Here is a 20,278-nt window from a genome sequence, read left to right as displayed (position 1 = left end):
CACGCAGAGCGTGGGAACGATCAGGTTACGCGCGCGTTGGAGCTGCCGAAGGCTGCGATCTAGATCGCAGCCTTCGGCAGCTCCAACAAGGAGATGGCAATTTCAGGCTTGGGTTTTGTGATCCAGCGCGGCGTAGAAGTTGGCGCTTTGTTGCAGGTATTTCTGGGTGTAGCTCTGGGTGTGGGATTTTTTGCTGGCGATTTCGACGTTGGCACCGGCTGGCAATACCACGGTGGCAGAAATGGCGGAAGCGGCGATGACGGAGAAGAGATTGAAATTCATGGCGGTAACCCTCGTGTTCGTTTGCTTGGTTTGCCCGGTCGGGCTGTGAAACAAACGTAACGCTCGAGGGTTGCTCGCTTGAAATCTTTTGTAGCATTAGCCGATATCAGTGCAATTAATACAACGATGCAGGCCCCGCAGACCGGGGCCTGTGGCTTATTGTCGCACTACAAACTTCAGATCGCTTGGCGCGTCCATCGGCAGTTTTTGCACGGTTTTGCCGAGCAGACCGGTCTTGGTATCGCGTTCGACGACGACAATCTGGTTGCTCTTCTGGTTGGCGATCAAGACGAATTTACCGCTCGGATCGAGAGCAAACTCGCGCGGGTGATCACCCTCGACCGAGCGCTTTTGCAGCTCTTTGAGCTGACCGGTCGCAGGATCAATGCCGAACACTACGAGTTGATTGGCCGTGCCGCGATTGCTCACGTAGAGAAACTTGCCGTCAGCCGAGGCATGCAGCGCCGCGCCGGCCTTGTCCGAGGTTGGCTGGCCCGCTGCAAGATCGACCAACTGCGTCTGGGTCAGTACGCCGTCCTTGTAGTCGAACACCGCGACCTGTGCACTCATCTCCATGGTCAGCCAGGCGTGTTTGCCGTCAGCGCTGAACAGCAGATGACGCGGGCCACTGCCGGCCGGCAAGGCAACCGAGGCGGTTTTTGCCGGGGTCAGCGGCAGGTGCGGGTTGGCCTTCGGGTCGTACTGATAGATGAAAACCTTGTCCGCGCCCAAATCATTGGAGAACACATAGCGACCGTCCGGCGAAGACACCGTCGAGTGCACGTGATTCGAGGCCTGGCGCTCAGGGTTGACCCGACTGGCCGGGTGGCCGCTCATCTGCACCACCGGTTTCAGCTGGCCGTCGGCATCGACCGGCAATACCGCCAGGGTGCCGCCCGGGTCTTCCATCACCGAGTAGTTGCTGACGAACAGGTGTCTGGCATCAGCGCTGAGGCTGGAATGGGTCGGCTCGTTGCCCAGGCTCTGCACCTGATTGATCAGGCTCAGCGCGTGGGTCTTCGGGTCGATGGCGAAGCTGCTGACGCGGCCGACCGGGTCAGTCTGGCCCGGGCCGTTTTCGTTGACCACGAACAAGCGCTTCTGGTCTTTCGAGAGGGTCAGCCACGAAGGGTTTTCGGTCTTGACCACTTGCAGCGGCTTGGCGTCGATCTGGCCGGTGGCACTGTCGAACTGCATGCGGTAGATGCCCTGGCTGGAACCGGCGGTGTACGAGCCGACCAGCAACTGCAAGGTGTCGGCGCTGGCGCTGGAAAGCCCCATCGCGCCGACGCTGCCGGCCATCAGCAAAGGCCAGAAATTACGCATCTTCATTATTGTCATCCTCATCGTCGCTGCTGCTGACTACGTCGCCGAGGCACACCAGACGATGCTCGCCCGTGGTCTTGGTGTCGCTGGCGTAACCGACGATCAGCCAGCTCTGCAGCGTCTCATCGAACGTCGCTTGCGCGACCTGCGCCGGGGTGAATTCCCAGTGCTTGGCTGCACGGCCATCAATGCATTCGATGTGCAGGTTATCGTCCTCGTCGAGGGCGAATTCGAAGGCGTGCAGGCCATCGATTTCGACCATATCGCAGTGTTCGAGGGCGTTGAGAAGGGTTTGGGCAGTCATGGCAAACAGTCTTTCTAGGGGGGGAAAGGGCCAATGATAGCCCAATGTGATCCAGAGGCCTTATGGGAACACTTGTGGGAGCGAGCCTGCTCGCGAATGCGGTGTGTCAGGCCATGAAAGGCTGACTGAAAGAATGCATTCGCGAGCAGGCTCGCTCCCACAGGGGACATCGGCTTGGCTTTAGATCGCCTCACGCGATGGCTTGCCATCCACCAGGCGCTGAATCCGCAGCGGGTTGGCGTTTTTCAGTGGTTCGGGCAGCAAGCTGTCCGGGTAGTTCTGGAAGCACACCGGGCGCAGGAAGCGATCGATCGCCAGCGTGCCCACTGACGTGCCGCGCGCATCGGACGTCGCCGGGTACGGGCCGCCATGCACCATCGAATCGCACACTTCGACACCAGTCGGATAACCATTGAGCAGGATGCGCCCGACTTTCTGTTCCAGCAGCGGCGTCAGCTCGGCGAATTGCTCGAAGTCAGACGGCTCACCAATGATCGTCGCGGTCAGTTGACCGTGCAGGCCGTGCAGCGCTGCGCTCAGTTGTGCCTGATCGGCCACTTCGACGATTACTGTGGTCGGACCGAACACTTCTTCCTGTAGCACTTCGTCGCCGTTGATCAACAGGCTGACATCGGCCTTGAACAACTGCGGCTGCGCCTGATTGCCCTGCTGCGGATTACCGGCCAGATGCTCAATGCCGCTGTGCGCCAGGAGCTTTTCCAGGCCTTTACCGTAGCTGCCGAGGGTGCCGGCGTTGAGCATGGTTTGCGCCGGTTGATCGCCGATTGCAGCGGCGACTTGCTCTACAAACGCGCTGAACTGCGGTGAGCGAATACCGATCACCAGACCCGGGTTGGTGCAGAACTGACCGCAACCCTGCACCACCGAAGCGGTGAGGTCGCGCGCAACGGTTTCCGAACGCGTGGCCAGTGCCTGCGGCAAGACGATCACCGGGTTGATGCTCGACATCTCGGCGAACACCGGGATCGGTTGCGGACGTGCGGCTGCCATGTCGCACAGGGCGCGACCGCCCTTCAGCGAGCCGGTGAAACCAACGGCCTGAATTGCCGGATGCTTGACCAGCCATTCACCGACGCCGCCACCGTAGATCATGTTGAACACGCCGGCGGGCATACCGGTTTTTTCTGCGGCACGAATGATCGCGTCGGCGACCAGTTCAGCGGTGGCCATGTGGCCGCTGTGGGCCTTGAATACCACCGGGCAACCGGCGGCCAGTGCTGCTGCGGTATCGCCACCGGCAGTGGAGAACGCCAGCGGGAAGTTGCTGGCACCAAACACCGCGACCGGGCCGAGGCCGATGCGGTACTGACGCAGATCCGGACGTGGCAGCGGCTGACGATCCGGCAGTGCCAGATCGATCCGTGCGCCGTAGAAATCACCGCGACGCAGGACTTTGGCGAACAGACGCATCTGCCCGCTGGTGCGACCACGCTCGCCCTGAATGCGACCGGCCGGCAGCGCGGTTTCGCGGCAGACCACGGCGACGAAATCGTCGCCAAGCGCATCCAGCTCATCCGCGACTGCGTCGAGGAACTGCGCGCGACGTTCGGCGCTGAGGCTGCGATAGGTCGGATAAGCCGCAGCGGCGGCCTTGGCGGCGGCATCGACCTCTTCGGCCGTGGCCTGGATGAAATCATGCGGCAGGGCATCGCCCGTGCTGGCGTCGACCGAGTGCAGTTTGACGCTGCCGGCGGCGCTGCGCTGACCGCCGATGTAGTTGTGACCGAGAATCTGAGTCATGGGATCTCCTTAAAGGGTGCCGATGCTGTCCGGTTCAAAAGCCGCTTTGACCGGTGCGATACCGTTGACCAGCGGTGCGCCGAAGTCGGCCTGGCTGATCTCGAACGTGTCGCCCGGCTGGGTGCGGATGCCGTCGGCAAACGACAGGGTCGCAGTGCCGAAAAAGTGAATATGCACGTCGCCCGGACGCAGGAACTGACTGTATTTGAAGTGGTGGTACTCGAGGTTCGCCAGGCTGTGGCACATGTTGGCCTCGCCACTGAGGAACTCGTTCTGCCAGAGCACTTCGCCGTCACGCAGGATTCGGCTGGTGCCGGCAAGGTGTTGAGGCAATTCACCGGTGCGAAGTTCCGGGCCATAACTGCAACTGCGCAATTTCGAGTGCGCCAGGTACAGGTAATTCTTGCGCTCCATGACGTGGTCGGAGAACTCGTTGCCCACCGCGAAACCGAGGCGATACGGCTTGCCATCGTTGCCGATGACGTACAGGCCGGCCATCTCCGGCTCTTCGCCGGCGTCTTCGGCGAACGGCGGCAGCGGGAACGCCTGCCCCGGACGCACGACAATGCTGCCGTCGCCCTTGTAGAACCACTCTGGTTGCACGCCGGCCTGCCCCGCCGCCGGTTTGCCACCCTCCACGCCCCATTTGAAAATGCGCATGGTGTCGGTCATCGCCGCTTCATCGCCGGCCTGCTGGTGCATTTTGTCGCGGGCCGAAGCACTGCCCAGATGGGTCAGACCAGTACCGCTGACCAGCATGTGTGCCGGATCCGGGTGATCCAGTGGCGGCAGGATGCGCAGGTCTTTGAGCAACTGCGCGTAGTCGTGGCTGGCACCGAGGCCGAGGCTTTGCACTTGCTGCTCAAGGGAGCTACCGGCCTCGATTGCCGCCAGGGCCAGATCACGGACACTGCGGGCGTCCTCGACTTCGCGGACCTGACCGTTGTCGACCACGCCGACACGGCGCTCGCCGTTGGGTAATTCGAATTGAACCAGATGCATGATTTTCTCCTGTTCCATCAAAAACGCCGCTATCCCCTGTGGGAGCGAGCCTGCTCGCGAAAGCGGTGTACCGGTCACCAGCAGTGTTGAATGTGATGGCCTCTTCGCGAGCAGGCTCGCTCCCACAGGGGCCAGTGTTGTCAGTCAGATGCGGGTCGCGCCACGGGCGCTGGCGGCGAACTGGTCGACGGGCAGCACATGCTTGCGTTCCAGCACGCGGTAGACGATGCCGGTCAGAATCAGCCCGAACACCATCACGCCCGAGAGGAAGTACAACCCCGAAGCCAGATTGCCGGTGTATTCCTTCAACGCGCCGATCACGAACGGCCCGATGTAACCGCCGAGGTTGCCGACCGAGTTGATCAAGGCAATCCCCGCCGCGGCACTCGCGCCAGCAAAGAAACGCCCCGGCAAGGTCCAGAACACCGCGGTGCATGAGAACAGCGCGAACGCCACCAGACACAGCGCCGCCAGTTGCGCCACCGGCAGCGACAGCCAGGCACTGAGGAACAGGCCCAGCGCACCGAGCACATATAGCACCGCCAAGTGGCCGTAGCGATCATTCAAGCGGTCGGAGCTGCGCGGAATGATCAGCAGGCCGATGATCCCGAAAATGTATGGCACCGAAGAGACGAACCCGGTGACCAGATCGCTGCCGCCGAACTGTTTGATCAACGTCGGCAGCCACAGGCCCAGACCATAAATGCTCAGGGTCACCGGCAGATAGAACAGCGCCAGCAACAACACACGTTTGTCTTTCAGCGCATGCAGCGGATTGCCGTGACGGGTCTGGCCGTACTCCTGCAAATCCTTTTTCAGTTCGCCGGTCAGCCAGTCTTTTTCCGCCTGATCCATCCACTTCACTTGCTGCGGGCCGTCCGGCAGCCAGCGCAGCACCGGCCAGGTCAGCAGGATCGCCGGGGTGCCGATGACGATGAACAGCCACTGCCAGCCGTGCAGGCCGAGGATGCCGTCCATGCCCAGCAAACCGCCGGACACGGGACCGGTGATCATCATCGCGATGGGTTGCGAGAGGATGAACAGGCCGAGGATCTTGCCGCGATGGCGCACCGGGAACCATTGGGTGATGTAGTACAGCACACCGGGGAAGAAGCCCGCCTCGGCCGCGCCGAGCAGAAAGCGCATCACGTAGAAGCTGTGCGGCCCTTGCACGAAGGCCATGCCGATGGTGATCGCGCCCCAGGTGATCATGATCCGCGCGAACCAGCGCCGCGCGCCGAAGCGTTCGAGCATCAGGTTGCTGGGAATCTCGAGAAGGAAGTAACCAATGAAGAACAGCCCGGCACCGAGGCCATAGGCCGCATCGCCGATGCCGATGTCGGCGCCCATGTGCAGCTTGGCGAAGCCGACGGCGGAGCGATCCACATAGGCGATCAGGTACAGCAGGATCAGGAAGGGAATCAGTTTCAGTGTGATGCGCCGGACAAGCCGCAATTCCTGGCTCATGAGATCGGTCTCCGATTGTTGTTTTTATAGAACCTCGGGGGACGCCTCTCGCCAAAACAGCCAGGGCCACCCCTCCGTCGAAAACGACTATATAGTAATACTAATTACCCAACAACACTTCCAAAGCGCGGATTTTGAGCTTAGATTAAGCGTCAGCTCGCAAACAATAGTCTTACAATAAGAGAATCGATCATGTCTGATAAGAAACCCACCCTGCGCTCCGCCCAATGGTTTGGCACGGCCGACAAGAACGGCTTCATGTACCGCAGCTGGATGAAGAATCAGGGCATCGCCGACCATCAGTTCCATGGCAAGCCGATCATCGGCATCTGCAATACCTGGTCGGAACTGACCCCGTGCAACGCGCACTTCCGCCAGATCGCGGAGCACGTCAAACGCGGGGTGATCGAGGCCGGTGGTTTTCCGGTGGAGTTTCCGGTGTTCTCCAACGGCGAATCGAACCTGCGCCCGACCGCCATGCTCACCCGCAACCTGGCGAGCATGGACGTCGAAGAAGCGATTCGCGGCAACCCGATCGACGGCGTCGTGCTGCTCACCGGTTGCGACAAAACCACTCCAGCACTGCTGATGGGCGCGGCCAGTTGCGACGTGCCGGCCATCGTCGTCACCGGCGGGCCGATGCTCAACGGCAAGCACAAGGGCAAGGACATCGGTTCCGGCACCGTGGTCTGGCAGCTCAGCGAACAGGTCAAGGCCGGCACCATCACCATCGATGACTTCCTCGCAGCCGAGGGCGGCATGTCGCGTTCGGCGGGCACCTGCAACACCATGGGCACCGCGTCGACCATGGCGTGCATGGCTGAAGCGCTGGGCACTTCGCTGCCGCACAACGCCGCGATTCCGGCTGTGGATGCACGCCGTTATGTGCTGGCGCACATGTCCGGCATGCGTGCGGTGGAGATGGTTCGCGAAGATTTGAAACTGTCGAAGATCCTCACCAAGGAAGCCTTCGAGAACGCCATTCGCGTCAACGCCGCCATTGGTGGTTCGACCAACGCCGTGATCCACTTGAAAGCTATCGCCGGGCGCATCGGCGTCGAGCTGGACCTGGACGACTGGACCCGCATCGGTCGCGGCATGCCGACCATCGTCGACCTGCAACCGTCCGGGCGTTTCCTGATGGAAGAGTTCTACTACGCCGGTGGTTTGCCAGCGGTGCTGCGTCGCCTCGGCGAAGCCAATCTGATCCCCAACCCGAACGCACTGACGGTCAACGGCAAGTCCATCGGCGAGAACACTAAGGACGCGCCGATCTACGGCGAAGACCAAGTGATCCGCACCCTCGACAATCCGATTCGCGCTGACGGCGGCATCTGTGTGTTGCGCGGCAATCTGGCGCCGTTGGGCGCGGTGCTCAAGCCGTCCGCCGCTAGCGCTGAACTGATGCAGCATCGCGGTCGCGCCGTGGTGTTCGAGAACTTCGACATGTACAAGGCGCGGATCAACGATCCGGAGCTGGACGTCGATAAGGATTCGATTCTGGTGATGAAGAACTGCGGGCCGAAGGGTTATCCGGGCATGGCTGAAGTCGGCAACATGGGCTTGCCGGCCAAGCTGTTGGCGCAAGGCGTGACGGACATGGTGCGCATTTCCGATGCACGCATGAGCGGCACCGCTTACGGCACGGTGGTTCTGCACGTCGCCCCGGAAGCGGCAGCGGGCGGGCCTTTGGCGGCGGTGCAGGAAGGCGACTGGATCGAACTCGATTGCGCCAGCGGCCGTCTGCATCTGGACATTCCGGATGCTGAACTGGCCGCGCGCATGGCCGATCTGCAAGCACCGCAGCATTTGCTGGTGGGCGGTTATCGTCAGCTGTACATCGATCACGTCCTGCAGGCGGATCAGGGTTGCGACTTTGACTTCCTGGTTGGTTGCCGAGGTGCCGAGGTTCCGCGCCACTCTCACTAACAGCGCAATTCCCCTGTGGGAGCGAGCCTGCTCGCGAAGAGGGAGTGTCAGTCGACATCTATTTGACTGATATGCCGCCTTCGCGAGCAGGCTCGCTCCCACAGTTGCTTTTGCGTATCGCCTCAAATCTGTGCCGTGCCTGCTATGATGCGCGGCATCTCCATCGCTCAGGATCGCGCCACTCCCCATGGATTACCGCAAACCTTCCGACCGTAAAAGCATGCACTCGCGCATCGTCCAGGAACTGGGCATGCAGATCGTCTCCGGACGCTTTTTGCCCGACGACAAACTGCCCGCCGAAGCCCTGCTTTGCGAGGAGTACGCGGTCAGTCGCCCGGTATTGCGCGAAGCCACGCGGGTGCTGGTGGCCAAGGGGCTGGTGTATTCCAAGCCTCGCGTGGGCACAGTGGTCAAGGCCCGCCGCGAATGGCACATGCTCGACCCGGACGTGCTGCACTGGCTGATGCAGAGCAGCCCGCAGAATGAATTCTTCAACGTGCTGACCAGCGTGCGCAGCATCATCGAGCCGGCAGCGGCCGCCCTCGCCGCTCAGCATGCAACCGATGCCGACATCGCCGCGATCAACGAAGCCTACCAACGCATGGAAGCCGCGCCGACTCCGGAAGCGCTGTTGCAGCCGGACCTGGACTTCCACAGCCGCATCGCCGATGCCACGCACAACGACCTGCTGGCGAACCTGTGCAACATGTTGGCGGTAGCGATTGCCGAGGCGTTGAAGCATTCCAATCAACGGCCGAATCTGCATGAACTGGCGTTGCCGCGGCACAAGGCGATCCTGACCGCCATCGAGAATCGTGATGCGCTGGGTGCCCGACATGCGACGCTGGTGCAGCTGGATGATGCGCGCAGTGCGTTGAGTGTGGTGCTTGGCGCTGAGCTTTCTTAGGGCTTGAGACCGCTTGCCCTCACCCTAGCCCTCTCCCAGAGGTAGAGGGGACCGATTGGGGAATATTTGAGATTTACGCCGACTTGAACGTTCTGCTGTGAATCCATAACCGACTCGGTATTTCAGGTCGATATATCTAGCCGCACCCCTCGGTCAGTCCCCTCTCCCTCCGGGAGAGGGCTAGGGTGAGGGGCTCTTGATGTTGATTCACAAAAAAAGCCGCAACCCCTCAAGGTTGCGGCTTTGTCGTTTCAGCCTGTCAGATCAGTGGGCAAACAGCGAATTGCCCTTCTGCCCCGCCAGCTTCTCAGGCTTGATCAGGAACTTGGCCAGCGCCGGCAGCAGCCACAGCGCGCCGAACATGTTCCACAGCAGCATGAAGGTCAGCATCAGGCCCATGTCAGCCTGGAACTTGATCGCCGAGAAGATCCAGGTGCACACGCCGATCGCCAGGCACAGGCCGGTGAACAGCACCGCTTTACCGGTGGACTTCAGGGTCTGGTAATAGGCTTCCTGCAACGGCAGCCCGGCACGCAGGAAACTTTCCAGGCGGCTGTAGATGTAGATGCCGTAATCCACGCCAATCCCCACGCCCAACGCCACCACCGGCAGCGTCGCAACTTTCACGCCGATGCCCATGAACGCCATCAGCGCGTTGCCGAGTACCGAGGTCAGCACCAGCGGCAGGACGATGCACAGGGTTGCCGCCCAAGAGCGGAAGGTGATCATGCACATCACCGCCACGCAGATGTACACCAGAATCAGAATGGTCAGCTCAGCCTGTTTGATGACTTCGTTGGTGGCCGCTTCGATCCCGGCGTTACCGGCAGCAAGGATGAATTCCAGACCGTCCTTATTGTTTTCCTTGGCGAACTCCTGCACCGCTTGCACCGCACGGTCGAGGGTTTCGGCCTTGTGGTCGTTGAGGAACACCAGTACCGGTGCCAGCGAGCAGCTGTTGTTGTACAGGCCATCGGCGCGGGCGATCGAGTTGTTCAGTACGTCCGGGTTGCGCGACAGGGTTTCCCATTTCAGGTTGCCCTCGTTCATGCCCTTGATCATCTGCTTGGACACGGTCACCAGCGAGATCGCCGACTGCACGCCCTCGGTGTTCTGCATCTTCCACATCAGCTGATCGATCGGCGCCATGGCTTCGTAGCGCGAGCAGCCTTCAGCTTTGGTCTTGACCATCACCACCAGCACGTCGGAGCTGGTCGAGTAGTTGCTGATGATGAAGTTGTTGTCCTTGTTATAGCGCGAGTCCGGACGCAGTTCCGGCGCGCCCTGGTCGAGGTCGCCGATCTTCAGGTTCTGGCTGTACCAGAGGCCGCCACCGAAGGCGATCAGCGCCAGCGCTACCGAAATCGGCGCGACTTTCGGGCTGGCGAAGTTCGACAGCAGACGCCAGAACGGGTGCTCGCGGTTGGCGTCCTTCTTGCTCTTGGCAATCGCGCGCTTGCTGATGCCGACATAGGAAATCGCCACCGGCAGCAGGATCAGGTTGGTGAACACGATCACCGCAACGCCGATGGAGGCGCCGATAGCCAGTTCACGGATCACGCCGATGTCGATGATCAGCAGAGTGATGAAGCCCACCGCATCGGCGAGAATCGCGATCATCCCCGGCAGGAACAACTGGCGGAAGGTGCGCCGCGCAGCGGTCAGGGCGTTATCGGCCTCGCTGGATTGCAGGGCGATACCGTTGATTTTCTGCACGCCGTGGGAAATGCCGATGGCGAAAATCAGGAACGGCACCAGCATCGAATACGGGTCGAGGCCGAAGCCGAAGAAGTGCATCAACCCGAGTTGCCAGACCACCGCCACCAGCGTCGTACTCAACACAGCGATGGTGCTGCGCAGGCAGTTGGTGAACCACAGCAGCAGAATCAGGGTGATGACGAAGGCGACACCGAAGAACAGCACCACCATCACCAGACCGTCGATCAGGTCACCGACCTTCTTGGCGAAACCGACGATGTGGATCTTGATGTTGGGGTTCTGCGCTTCGAACTTGTTGCGGATCTTGTCTTCGAGTTCATGGGAGAACTGGCGATAGTCCAGCGCCAGCAGCTTGCCCTGATCCTGGGGGTCCGGATAGGCCTCCAGCAGAGGGATGTCGACGATGCTCGACTTGAAATCGTTGGCCACCAGACGCCCGACCTGGCCGGACTTGAGCACGTTGTTGCGCAGCAGATCGAGGCTGTCCTGGGAACCGTTGTAGCTCTGCGGAATCACTTCACCGCCGGCGAAACCCTCTTCGGTCACTTCGGTCCAGCGTACGCTCGGGCTCCATAGCGATTTGAGGCCGGAACGATCGACGCCGGAAATGTAGAACACTTCGTCGTTGATCTGACGCAGGGTCTCCATGTACTCCTTGGAGAAAATGTCGCCGTCGGTGGCTTCCACCGAAATACGCACGGTGTTGCCGAGGTTCGCGAGATCGTTGCGGTGCTCCATCATCTTTTCGATGAAGGGATGCTGCAGCGGGATCATTTTTTCAAAACTGGTCGACGGCCGGATCAGCGTGGCCTGCCAGAACAGGAAAATGCTCACCACCAGGCAGATCAGGATCACGGCCGGACGGTTGTTGAAGATCAGGCGCTCGAGAACCGTCGCCTTTTCCTGCTGAGGAGTGATCAAGGAAGTCATAGCCCCGCCTTCTTGTTATTGGTCTCGGCACCGTTTGGCTGGGTGATGTGCAAACCACCCTGCCCGGTCAGAATCAGGTTGCCGTTGCCAGCGGCGGTAACCGACGACAGCGAAATGCGATCCGGACGGTTGAACACGCTGAAGGTTTCGCCGTTGTCGCTGCTGCTGATCACCGAACCGCCGTTACCGACGATCACGATCGAGCCGTCTTCGAGCAGCGTGCCGCCAGACAGACCGAACTCCAGCGCACCGCGTGCAGCTTTGAGTTCGACCTGCTCCCAGGTGCTGCCGAAATCAGTGGAGCGATAAAGATTGCCGCGCAAGCCGTACGCCAGCAGGGTCTGCGGCTGCGCCGTGCCGATCACGCCGAACAGCGAACCTTCGTACGGGCCTTCGAGCTTTTCCCAGGTCTGGCCGTCATCGGCGGAGCGGAACATGCTGCCGGACTCGCCGACGATGAACAGCCCGGCGTCTTTCACGGCGGCGATGGCGTTGAGGTGGAACTGGTCTTCGTTGTCGAGGCGATCGCTGACGTCTTCCCAGTGCTTGCCGCCGTCGGAGGTTTCCAGCAGCGTGCCGTAGGCGCCCACGGCAAAGCCGCTGCTGGCGTCCTTGAACCAGACGTCGAGCAGCGGCGATTCGCGTGCGAGGTCTTCGAATTGTTTGGTCCAGGTCAGACCGCCGTCTGCGCTGGCGAGAATCTGTGCGTCGTGGCCCACGGCCCAGCCGTTTTTGTCATCGACGAAATACACGGCAGTGAGCAGTTGCCGGGTCGGCACCTTGGCCTGGGTCCAGGTTTTGCCCTGGTCATCGGAATAGACGATGTGCCCGCGATCGCCGACCGCGACAAGACGCGCGCCAGCGTGGACGACATCAAGAATCAGGCTTTTTGCGGCCTTGGCCGATTCGGTGGCATAGACCACGTCAGCCGGGGCCTCGGCGGCAATCACAGGTGCCGATAACGTGGCAAAGCCCAGCAGCGAGAGTGCTGTGGCCAGCAACGCGGTGTTGCGTAACGCCGGCGGGCGGCAACGACTCATAGACCTTCCCCTATTTATTATTGTTGGGCCATCGGGCCTTCAAGGGCGCCGCAAGGGTGCTCGGCTAGTGGCAGATCAGAAGCATAGTCCTGAAACCCGCAATCCAGAGCCCCTTCGGAAGCTGGCTCATCCTATCGGGCTTTGCAAATGTCTGACAATCGGCGCCGCGTTATCTTTTGTTAACCGAAAGCGGCTCTCTGTAACCCATCATTTTCCCTGTGGGAGCGAGCCTGCTCGCGAATGCGGTGTATCAGTCACCCTGTTTATTGGCTGACCCACCGCTTTCGCGAGCAGGCTCGCTCCCACAGGGTTTGTAGTGATGGTTGGTTTTGCGACAAAGGGTGAATGCGCAGCCATTCGTAGGATGGATGACGCAATTGTTGCGGAGGGGACTTGCAGGATCGGTATTATGGTATACCATCAGACGCACAGACACTCTCAATCCCCCAAACGGAGCAGCTCATGAGTTTCGAAATTCGCAAGATCGTCAGCTATGTCGAAGAAACCTTCATCGAAGGCGGCAAGTCCACTGACAAGCCGGTGACCATGGTCGGCCTCGCCGTGGTGATGAAGAACCCGTGGGTGGGCCACGGTTTTGTCGAAGACCTCAAGCCGCAGATCCGCGCCAACTGCTCCGACCTCGGCGCCATGATGGTCGAGCGCCTGGTGGGCATCATTGGTGGCGCCGAGAAGATCGAGGCTTACGGCAAAGCCGCCGTGGTCGGCGCTGACGGCGAGATCGAACACGCCTCCGCCGTGATCCATACGCTGCGCTTCGGCAACCACTATCGCGAAGCGGTGAAAGCCAAGAGCTACCTGAGCTTTACCAACAAGCGCGGCGGTCCGGGCACGTCGATTCAGATCCCGATGATGCACAAGGACGACGAAGGCCTGCGTTCGCACTACATCACCCTGGAAATGCAGATCGAAGACGCGCCGCGTGCCGACGAAATCGTCGTCGTGCTGGGTTGCGCCGACGGTGGCCGCCTGCACCCGCGTATCGGCAACCGCTACATCGATCTGGAAGAACTGGCCGCCGAAAAAGCCCAGTAATCACAACAAGAAAGGCATTGCAGGAGCGCTCCATGATTCGGCTCACCGCTGAACTCACCCCGGCTGGCACCAGTTACCTGGCGACCGGCCAAGGCCAGCCCGTGGTCTTGATCCACGGCGTGGGCCTGAACAAAGAAATGTGGGGCGGGCAGATTGTCGGCCTCGCCAGCAAATATCAGGTGATCGCCTACGACATGCTCGGCCACGGCGCCAGCCCGCGCCCGGCCAGCGGCACCGACCTGCTCGGTTACGCCGATCAGTTGCTCGAGCTGCTCGATCACCTGAATCTGCCCCAGGCAGCGGTGATCGGTTTCTCCATGGGCGGCCTGGTCGCGCGGGCCTTCGCCCTGCATTACCCGGAGCGCCTGCAAAGCCTGGTGGTGTTGAACAGCGTGTTCAACCGCAGCGAAGAACAGCGTGCCGGCGTGATTGCCCGCACTGCCCAGGCTGCCGAACACGGCCCGGACGCCAATGCCGAAGCGGCGTTGTCGCGCTGGTTCAGCCGTGAATATCAGGCGGCCAACCCGGCGCAGATCGCCGCGTTGCGCCAGACTCTGGCCAACAACGATCCGCAGGGCTATCTGACCACCTACGAATTGTTCGCCACCCAGGACATGTACCGCGCCGACGACCTGAACAGCATTCAGGCGCCGACGCTGATCGCCACCGGCGAACTCGACCCCGGCTCGACGCCGGAAATGGCCGAGCAACTGGCCCGACGCATCCCCGCTGCGAAGGTTGCCGTGCTGCCCGAGCAACGGCATATGATGCCGGTAGAGTCGCCACGTCTGGTTAATCAGATGCTGCTGGAATTTCTTCAATTCGCACACTCCCGACAAAACCATATAAAGGGGATCGTTGCATGACACTCGCACGCTTCCAGATGTGCATCGGCGGAGACTGGGTCGACGCCCTCTCCGGCAAGACCTTCGAAAGCCTCAACCCGGCCTCCGCGCAAGCCTGGGCGCAATTGCCCGACGCCGATGAAGCGGACGTCGAACGCGCCGTGCAAGCGGCGCAAACGGCCTTCGACAGCCCGGCGTGGCGTGGTCTGACCGCCACTGCGCGCGGCAAACTGCTGCGCCGCCTCGGTGATCTGATCGCAGAAAACAAGGAACACCTGGCGCAGCTGGAAAGCCGCGACAACGGTAAGCTGATCCGCGAAACCCGTGGCCAGGTCAGCTATCTGCCGGAGTTCTTCCACTACACCGCAGGCCTCGCCGACAAGCTTGAAGGCGGCACCCTGCCGTTGGACAAGCCCGACCTGTTTGCCTACACCGTGCACGAAGCCATGGGTGTGGTCGCCGCGATCATTCCATGGAACAGCCCGCTGTACCTGACGGCGATCAAACTGGCCCCGGCCCTCGCCGCCGGCAACACGATTGTGATCAAGCCGTCCGAGCACGCCTCGGCGACCATTCTTGAGCTGGCACGCTTGGCCCTCGAAGCCGGGATTCCGCCGGGCGTGGTCAACGTCGTCACCGGTTACGGCCCGAGCACCGGCGCCGCCCTCACCCGCCATCCACTGATCCGCAAGATCGCCTTCACCGGCGGCGCGGCGACGGCACGGCATGTGGTGCGCAGCAGCGCCGAGAATTTCGCCAAGCTGTCGCTGGAACTGGGCGGCAAGTCGCCGAATATCATCTTCGCCGACGCCGACCTGGACAGCGCGATCAACGGCGCGATTGCCGGGATCTACGCAGCGTCCGGGCAGAGTTGCGTGTCTGGTTCGCGCTTGCTGGTGCAGGATGAAATCTACGATGAATTCGTCAATCGTCTGGTCGAGCGCGCCCAGCGCATCCGCATCGGCAACCCACAGGAAGACAACAGTGAAATGGGGCCGATGGCCACCGCGCAGCAACTGGCGGTGGTCGAAGGTCTGGTCGCCGATGCGATCGCCGAAGGCGCGCGTTTGCGCACCGGTGGCAAGCGTCCGGCGGATCTCGGTGAAGGCTGGTTCTACGAGCCGACGCTATTCGAGTGCGACCGCAATTCGATGAAGATCATGCAGGAAGAAGTCTTCGGCCCGGTGGCTTCGGTGATTCGTTTCAAAGACGAAGCCGAAGCGCTGGCGATCGCCAACGACTCGCAGTTCGGCCTCGCCGCCGGCATCTGGACTCGCGATCTCGGTCGCGCCCATCGTCTGGCCCGCGATGTGCGCTCGGGGATTATCTGGGTCAACACTTACCGCGCAGTGTCGGCGATGGCGCCGATCGGCGGCTTCAAGAACAGTGGCTATGGACGCGAAAGCGGCATCGACTCGGTGCTGGCCTACACCGAACTGAAAACGGTGTGGATCAACCTCTCCCAGGCGCCGATGCCTGATCCGTTTGTGATGCGCTAGGAGTCCTGCGAAATGATCGAACCCGGCATTTACAAAGACGTCATGAGCTCGTTCCCGTCCGGCGTCACGGTGGTCACCACCCTCGACCCGGACGGCGGCATCGTCGGTATCACCGCCAGCGCGTTCAGCGCGCTGTCGATCGACCCGGCGCTGGTGCTGTTCTGCCCCAACTACGCCTCCGACACCTACCCGGTACTGCGCGACAGCAAGAAATTCGCCATCCATTTGCTCTCCGCCGAGCAGACCGCCGAAGCCTACGCGTTCGCCGGCAAGGGCAAGGAAAAGGCCAAGGGCATCGAGTGGCATTTGAGCGAACTCGGTAACCCGATTCTGGCCAAGGCGACGGCGATCATCGAGTGCGAGTTATGGCGTGAATACGACGGCGGTGATCACGCGATCATTGTCGGCGCAGTGAAGAACCTGATCCTGCCCGAGCAACCGGTGACGCCGATGATTTATCACAAAGGCAAGCTCGGCCCGTTGCCGACTCTGGCCTGAAGCGACAATGCAAAACCCTGTGGGAGCTGGCTTGCCAGCGATGAGGGCTTAACATTCAACATTGATGTTGGCTGATAGTCCGCTATCGCTGGCAAGCCAGCTCCCACAGGGATTGAGGTGAGGCAAAGAATATGAGTAACGAAAAGTACGAAAAAGGTCTGCAGATCCGTACGCAGGTATTGGGCGAAGCCTACGTGCAACGCTCGATCGAGAACGCCGACGATTTCACCCGTCCGCTGCAGGAAATGGTCACCGAATACTGCTGGGGACATGTCTGGGGGCGTGAGGGTCTGTCGCTCAAGGAACGCAGCATGATCAACCTGGCGATGATCTCCGCGCTCAACCGCCCGCATGAACTCAAGCTGCATGTGCGTGGCGCCTTGCGTAACGGCCTGAGTCGTGAGCAAATACGCGAAATTCTGCTTCAGGTCGGCATTTATTGCGGCGTTCCGGCGGCCGTGGACAGTTTCCGGCTGGCCCGTGAAGCCTTTGCCGAAGCCGACGCCGAGGCCTCCAGTTAACCCTCGGCTGTTTTGATGCCCGTCTGGCATGGACAGCCAAGCTCAAGAGCGGACCCCATGAAACGCCAGCCACTCGACGACAGCTTCAAGGTCAATCGCAACCCCGTTACCCTGCGCGAAATCGTGCTGGACAAACTGCGTAGCGCGATCATGAATTTCCAGCTCATGCCAGGCGATCGCCTGGTCGAACGCGACCTCTGTGATCGCCTCGGCGTCAGCCGCACTTCGGTGCGCGAAGCCTTGCGTCACCTCGAATCAGAAGGTCTCGTCGAATTCGCCGATGCCAAAGGCCCGCGCGTAGCCATCATCACCCTCGCCGATGCCGTCGATATCTACGAATTGCGTTGCGTGCTCGAAGGCCTGATCGTGCAGCTGTTCACCCTGCGCGCCAAAGCCAAGGACATCAAAGCATTAGAAAAAGCCCTTGATGACAACCGCAAAGCGTTGAAGGACGGCGAGCTGCAACAGGTGATCGACTCGGTGCAGGGCTTCTACGACGTGCTGCTCGAAGGCTCAGGCAACCATGTCGCCGCCACCCAATTGCGCCAGTTGCAGGCACGCATCAGCTATCTGCGCGCGACCTCGGTCTCCCAGGAAAACCGACGCGGCGCAAGTAATCACGAGATGGAAAAAATGGTCGAGGCGATCAAGAGCGGCGATCCGCTGGCGGCGCATCAGGCGTGTGTCGATCACGTCCGCGCGGCGGCTGCCGTGGCCCTCGATTACCTCAAGCGCAAACAGGAAGAAACCGGCGTCGCCGTCAAAGGCACCCCGGCGATCACCCTGCCGATCGCGCTGAAAGAACCCCGCATAGGTCAATGACATGTTCAGCCCGAGCTTTTGCCCGAAATGCGGTGGCCCTGACCTCGGTCAGCAGACGCCGCCGGGCGATACGCACGAGCGCCTGATGTGCCGCGGCTGCGGCTATATCCACTACGTCAATCCGAAGATCATTGCCGGCTGCATCATTGAGCAGGAGGGCAAATACCTCCTGTGCCAACGGGCGATCCCCCCGCGCCCGGGCACCTGGACGCTGCCGGCCGGTTTCATGGAAAGCGGTGAAACCACCGAGCAGGCGGCGTTGCGTGAAGTCTGGGAAGAAAGCGGCGTGCGCGCGGAAATCGTCTCGCCGTATTCGATTTTCAGCGTGCCGAAAATCAGCGAGGTGTACATCATCTTCCGCGCCATCGCCCTGGAGATCACCGGGCAGTATGGGCCGGAGACCATGGATTACAAGTTCTTCGCCCCTGAAGAGATTCCGTGGGAGCAGATCTACTACCCGGCGATCCGGCAGATTCTCGAGCGCTATATCGAAGAGCGCCAGGCTGGGGTTTACGGGATTTACATGGGTAATGATGACAGCGGCAAGATCCATTTCATGCGCTGATCACCACCTATACCCCTGTGGGAGCGAGCCTGCTCGCGAAGGCGTCGTGTCAGTCGATACAAATGTTGAATGATCGAACGCATTCGCGAGCAGGCTCGCTCCCACATAGTTTGGTGGTGTGGCTCAGTTCGGGGCGATGCCTTCTACGATGATGATCTCCGCCCTCGCCCATTCTTCGCGGTAACTTTTCGCCTCCTGATACGCCGCCGAGCGATAGCACGCCACGGCCTGTTCGTAGCTCGCGAACTCGATGATCACGGTGCGCTGTGGCGTCTGCCGCCCTTCCAGCGCTTTGCTGCGCCCGCCTCTGGCGAGAAACTTGCCGTCGAATGCGGCAATCGCCTGCGGGGTGCGCTGGGTGTATTGGCTGTAGTGCTCGGCATCGGCTATATCCACATGTGCAATCCAGTACGCCTTCATAGTGACCTCTTTGTTGATTTTGTATTATGGTATACCAATATATTTCCAACGAACCCTGAGAGTCCAGCATGGCCTTCAACAGCATCGAAGAAATCATCGAAGATTATCGCCTCGGCAAAATGGTCCTGCTGGCCGATGACGAAGACCGCGAGAACGAAGGCGACCTGCTGCTGGCCGCCGACCGTTGCACGCCGGAGGCTATCAGCTTCATGGCCCGCGAAGCACGCGGGCTGATCTGCCTGACCCTCACCGACGAACATTGCCAGCGTCTGGGCCTGGAGCAAATGGTACCCGCCAACGGCAGTGTGTTCAGCACTGCATTTACCGTGTCGATCGAAGCGGCGGTCGGCGTGACGACCGGCATTTCCGCAGCAGATCGCGCGTGCACCGTGGCCGCCGCCGTCGCGCCAAATGCCCGCGCCGAAGACCTGGTGCAGCCCGGCCACATCTTCCCGCTGCGCGCCAAGGAAGGTGGCGTGCTCACCCGCGCCGGGCACACCGAGGCCGGTTGCGATCTGGCGCGCCTGGCCGGGTTCACCCCCGCCTCGGTGATTGTCGAAGTGATGAACGACGACGGCACCATGGCGCGCCGCCCGGATCTGGAGCAGTTCGCACGCAAACACGGGATCAAGATCGGCACCATTGCTGACCTGATCCACTATCGCCTGAGCACCGAGCACACCATCGAACGCATCGGTGAACGTGAGCTGCCGACGGTGCATGGCACCTTCCGTTTGATCACCTTCGAAGATCGCATCGAAGGTGGCGTGCACATGGCGATGGTCATGGGCGACCTGCGCCGCGAAGAGCCGACGCTGGTGCGCGTGCATGTGATCGATCCGCTGCGCGATCTGGTCGGCGCCGAGTACAGCGGGCCGACGAACTGGACCCTCTGGGCAGCGTTGCAACGGGTCGCGGCGGAAGGTCATGGGGTTGTGGTGGTGCTGGCCAATCATGAATCGTCGCAGGCGTTGCTCGAGCGCGTTCCGCAGTTGACCCAGCCGCCACGGCAGTTCAGCCGTTCGCAATCGCGGATTTATTCCGAGGTCGGGACGGGGGCGCAGATTCTGCAGAACCTCGGGGTGGGCAAGCTGCGCCACCTCGGGCCACCGCTGAAGTATGCGGGGTTGACCGGGTATGACCTTGAGGTGGTTGAGAGCATTCCGTTCACTGAATGACGCCGCCCTCACCCCAGCCCTCTCTCAGAGGGAGAGGGAGCCGACCGCGTTGACCGGTCGCTATACATCGACCTGGGATACCGAGTCGAACTCAGCTTTGAGCAGCATACGGATCCACTCCTTTCCCATTAGCGAATCGGGCTCGGTTTTGAACAGCATGAAGATCGGCTCCCTTTCCCCCTCTCCCCTTGGGAGAGGGCTGGGGTGAGG

General features: G+C 61.2%; 19 protein-coding genes. 10 read left to right on the top strand and 9 right to left on the bottom strand.

Going from position 1 to position 20,278, the window contains the following annotated elements; genetic code table 11:
- Window positions 1–102: 102 nt before the first annotated feature.
- From ASG55_RS19600 to ASG55_RS19575, 6 genes are all read right to left on the bottom strand, one after another.
- On the bottom strand, window positions 103–282 hold the full coding sequence (locus ASG55_RS19600; RefSeq protein WP_016775003.1) for a hypothetical protein: 180 nt from the start codon (window positions 280–282) through the stop codon (window positions 103–105).
- 156 nt (window positions 283–438) lie between these two features.
- Window positions 439–1,614: a lactonase family protein gene (locus ASG55_RS19595; RefSeq protein ID WP_056789423.1), complete on the bottom strand. Its 1,176-nt coding sequence runs from the start codon at window positions 1,612–1,614 to the stop codon at window positions 439–441.
- Window positions 1,601–1,912 (bottom strand): DUF5629 family protein, encoded by a 312-nt coding sequence (locus tag ASG55_RS19590; protein ID WP_056789420.1) that lies wholly within the window; start codon window positions 1,910–1,912, stop codon window positions 1,601–1,603. The genes ASG55_RS19595 and ASG55_RS19590 overlap by 14 nt, the downstream gene beginning before the upstream one ends.
- A gap of 180 nt (window positions 1,913–2,092) precedes the next feature.
- The gene (locus tag ASG55_RS19585) at window positions 2,093–3,673 is read right to left on the bottom strand and encodes an aldehyde dehydrogenase (NADP(+)) (protein ID WP_056789417.1); all 1,581 of its coding nucleotides are present in this window, start codon (window positions 3,671–3,673) and stop codon (window positions 2,093–2,095) included.
- Window positions 3,674–3,682: 9 nt separating this feature from the next.
- Window positions 3,683–4,675: an AraD1 family protein gene (gene araD1 / locus ASG55_RS19580; RefSeq protein WP_041480069.1), complete on the bottom strand. Its 993-nt coding sequence runs from the start codon at window positions 4,673–4,675 to the stop codon at window positions 3,683–3,685.
- 144 nt (window positions 4,676–4,819) lie between these two features.
- A complete protein-coding gene (locus tag ASG55_RS19575; protein ID WP_056789414.1) occupies window positions 4,820–6,142 on the bottom strand; it encodes an MFS transporter in 1,323 nt (440 codons plus the stop codon).
- Between the two features lie 192 nt (window positions 6,143–6,334).
- On the opposite strand from ASG55_RS19575, the gene ASG55_RS19570 reads away from it, so the two are divergent.
- A complete protein-coding gene (locus tag ASG55_RS19570; protein ID WP_056789412.1) occupies window positions 6,335–8,071 on the top strand; it encodes an IlvD/Edd family dehydratase in 1,737 nt (578 codons plus the stop codon).
- Window positions 8,072–8,258: 187 nt separating this feature from the next.
- The gene (locus tag ASG55_RS19565; RefSeq protein WP_024013185.1) at window positions 8,259–8,978 is read left to right on the top strand and encodes a FadR/GntR family transcriptional regulator; all 720 of its coding nucleotides are present in this window, start codon (window positions 8,259–8,261) and stop codon (window positions 8,976–8,978) included.
- A gap of 264 nt (window positions 8,979–9,242) precedes the next feature.
- Here the strand turns inward: ASG55_RS19565 and ASG55_RS19560 are convergent, their stop codons facing one another.
- Both ASG55_RS19560 and ASG55_RS19555 read right to left on the bottom strand, forming a co-directional pair.
- Window positions 9,243–11,627: an efflux RND transporter permease subunit gene (locus tag ASG55_RS19560; RefSeq protein WP_042606775.1), complete on the bottom strand. Its 2,385-nt coding sequence runs from the start codon at window positions 11,625–11,627 to the stop codon at window positions 9,243–9,245.
- Entirely contained in the window at window positions 11,624–12,667 is a 1,044-nt protein-coding gene (locus ASG55_RS19555; RefSeq protein WP_056789409.1) for a WD40/YVTN/BNR-like repeat-containing protein, read from the bottom strand. The genes ASG55_RS19560 and ASG55_RS19555 overlap by 4 nt, the downstream gene beginning before the upstream one ends.
- Before the next feature lie 462 nt (window positions 12,668–13,129).
- Here ASG55_RS19555 and ASG55_RS19550 point away from each other — a divergent pair, with 462 nt between their 5' ends.
- The 7 genes from ASG55_RS19550 (at window position 13,130) to ASG55_RS19520 (ending at window position 18,470) form a co-directional block, all read left to right on the top strand.
- On the top strand, window positions 13,130–13,720 hold the full coding sequence (locus ASG55_RS19550) for an amino acid synthesis family protein (RefSeq protein ID WP_056789406.1): 591 nt from the start codon (window positions 13,130–13,132) through the stop codon (window positions 13,718–13,720).
- 32 nt (window positions 13,721–13,752) lie between these two features.
- Window positions 13,753–14,586 (top strand): alpha/beta fold hydrolase, encoded by an 834-nt coding sequence (locus tag ASG55_RS19545; RefSeq protein WP_056789403.1) that lies wholly within the window; start codon window positions 13,753–13,755, stop codon window positions 14,584–14,586.
- Complete coding sequence (locus ASG55_RS19540) at window positions 14,583–16,064, top strand: aldehyde dehydrogenase (protein ID WP_056789392.1); 1,482 nt, start codon at window positions 14,583–14,585, stop codon at window positions 16,062–16,064. Before ASG55_RS19545 ends, ASG55_RS19540 begins: the two co-directional genes overlap by 4 nt.
- A gap of 12 nt (window positions 16,065–16,076) precedes the next feature.
- On the top strand, window positions 16,077–16,562 hold the full coding sequence (locus ASG55_RS19535; protein ID WP_056789390.1) for a flavin reductase family protein: 486 nt from the start codon (window positions 16,077–16,079) through the stop codon (window positions 16,560–16,562).
- Window positions 16,563–16,693: 131 nt separating this feature from the next.
- Window positions 16,694–17,083 (top strand): carboxymuconolactone decarboxylase family protein, encoded by a 390-nt coding sequence (locus ASG55_RS19530; RefSeq protein WP_024013190.1) that lies wholly within the window; start codon window positions 16,694–16,696, stop codon window positions 17,081–17,083.
- A 57-nt stretch (window positions 17,084–17,140) separates the two neighbouring features.
- The gene (locus ASG55_RS19525; protein ID WP_042606770.1) at window positions 17,141–17,905 is read left to right on the top strand and encodes a GntR family transcriptional regulator; all 765 of its coding nucleotides are present in this window, start codon (window positions 17,141–17,143) and stop codon (window positions 17,903–17,905) included.
- Window position 17,906: 1 nt separating this feature from the next.
- Window positions 17,907–18,470: an NUDIX hydrolase gene (locus tag ASG55_RS19520; RefSeq protein ID WP_056789389.1), complete on the top strand. Its 564-nt coding sequence runs from the start codon at window positions 17,907–17,909 to the stop codon at window positions 18,468–18,470.
- 123 nt (window positions 18,471–18,593) lie between these two features.
- On the opposite strand, the gene ASG55_RS19515 is transcribed toward ASG55_RS19520, so the two are convergent.
- Window positions 18,594–18,890: a DUF1330 domain-containing protein gene (locus ASG55_RS19515; RefSeq protein ID WP_056789386.1), complete on the bottom strand. Its 297-nt coding sequence runs from the start codon at window positions 18,888–18,890 to the stop codon at window positions 18,594–18,596.
- Between the two features lie 68 nt (window positions 18,891–18,958).
- On the opposite strand from ASG55_RS19515, the gene ribBA reads away from it, so the two are divergent.
- Window positions 18,959–20,068 carry a bifunctional 3,4-dihydroxy-2-butanone-4-phosphate synthase/GTP cyclohydrolase II gene (ribBA, locus tag ASG55_RS19510; RefSeq protein WP_056789383.1) on the top strand — a complete coding sequence of 370 codons (1,110 nt, stop codon included), beginning with the start codon at window positions 18,959–18,961 and terminating at the stop codon, window positions 20,066–20,068.
- Window positions 20,069–20,278: the final 210 nt, after the last annotated feature.

The sequence above is a fragment of the Pseudomonas sp. Leaf434 genome (assembly GCF_001425545.1).
In the GTDB taxonomy this organism is placed as follows: Bacteria; Pseudomonadota; Gammaproteobacteria; order Pseudomonadales; family Pseudomonadaceae; genus Aquipseudomonas; species Aquipseudomonas siliginis.
Note: the sequence above shows the minus strand (reverse complement) of the source record. Positions and strands in the feature narration are given on the sequence as shown.

Bases quoted from the DNA above. Each gene is read 5' to 3' on its own strand.
- ASG55_RS19590 (WP_056789420.1), bottom strand. From the start codon at position 1,912: ATGACTGCCCAAACCCTTCTCAACGCCCTCGAACACTGCGATATGGTC.
- ASG55_RS19525 (WP_042606770.1), top strand. From the start codon at position 17,141: ATGAAACGCCAGCCACTCGACGACAGCTTCAAGGTCAATCGCAACCCC.
- ASG55_RS19535 (WP_056789390.1), top strand. From the start codon at position 16,077: ATGATCGAACCCGGCATTTACAAAGACGTCATGAGCTCGTTCCCGTCC.
- ribBA (WP_056789383.1), top strand. From the start codon at position 18,959: ATGGCCTTCAACAGCATCGAAGAAATCATCGAAGATTATCGCCTCGGC.
- ASG55_RS19570 (WP_056789412.1), top strand. From the start codon at position 6,335: ATGTCTGATAAGAAACCCACCCTGCGCTCCGCCCAATGGTTTGGCACG.
- ASG55_RS19585 (WP_056789417.1), bottom strand. From the start codon at position 3,673: ATGACTCAGATTCTCGGTCACAACTACATCGGCGGTCAGCGCAGCGCC.
- ASG55_RS19540 (WP_056789392.1), top strand. From the start codon at position 14,583: ATGACACTCGCACGCTTCCAGATGTGCATCGGCGGAGACTGGGTCGAC.
- ASG55_RS19560 (WP_042606775.1), bottom strand. From the start codon at position 11,627: ATGACTTCCTTGATCACTCCTCAGCAGGAAAAGGCGACGGTTCTCGAG.
- araD1 (WP_041480069.1), bottom strand. From the start codon at position 4,675: ATGCATCTGGTTCAATTCGAATTACCCAACGGCGAGCGCCGTGTCGGC.
- ASG55_RS19575 (WP_056789414.1), bottom strand. From the start codon at position 6,142: ATGAGCCAGGAATTGCGGCTTGTCCGGCGCATCACACTGAAACTGATT.
- ASG55_RS19565 (WP_024013185.1), top strand. From the start codon at position 8,259: ATGGATTACCGCAAACCTTCCGACCGTAAAAGCATGCACTCGCGCATC.
- ASG55_RS19520 (WP_056789389.1), top strand. From the start codon at position 17,907: ATGTTCAGCCCGAGCTTTTGCCCGAAATGCGGTGGCCCTGACCTCGGT.
- ASG55_RS19550 (WP_056789406.1), top strand. From the start codon at position 13,130: ATGAGTTTCGAAATTCGCAAGATCGTCAGCTATGTCGAAGAAACCTTC.
- ASG55_RS19530 (WP_024013190.1), top strand. From the start codon at position 16,694: ATGAGTAACGAAAAGTACGAAAAAGGTCTGCAGATCCGTACGCAGGTA.
- ASG55_RS19515 (WP_056789386.1), bottom strand. From the start codon at position 18,890: ATGAAGGCGTACTGGATTGCACATGTGGATATAGCCGATGCCGAGCAC.
- ASG55_RS19555 (WP_056789409.1), bottom strand. From the start codon at position 12,667: ATGAGTCGTTGCCGCCCGCCGGCGTTACGCAACACCGCGTTGCTGGCC.
- ASG55_RS19595 (WP_056789423.1), bottom strand. From the start codon at position 1,614: ATGAAGATGCGTAATTTCTGGCCTTTGCTGATGGCCGGCAGCGTCGGC.
- ASG55_RS19545 (WP_056789403.1), top strand. From the start codon at position 13,753: ATGATTCGGCTCACCGCTGAACTCACCCCGGCTGGCACCAGTTACCTG.
- ASG55_RS19600 (WP_016775003.1), bottom strand. From the start codon at position 282: ATGAATTTCAATCTCTTCTCCGTCATCGCCGCTTCCGCCATTTCTGCC.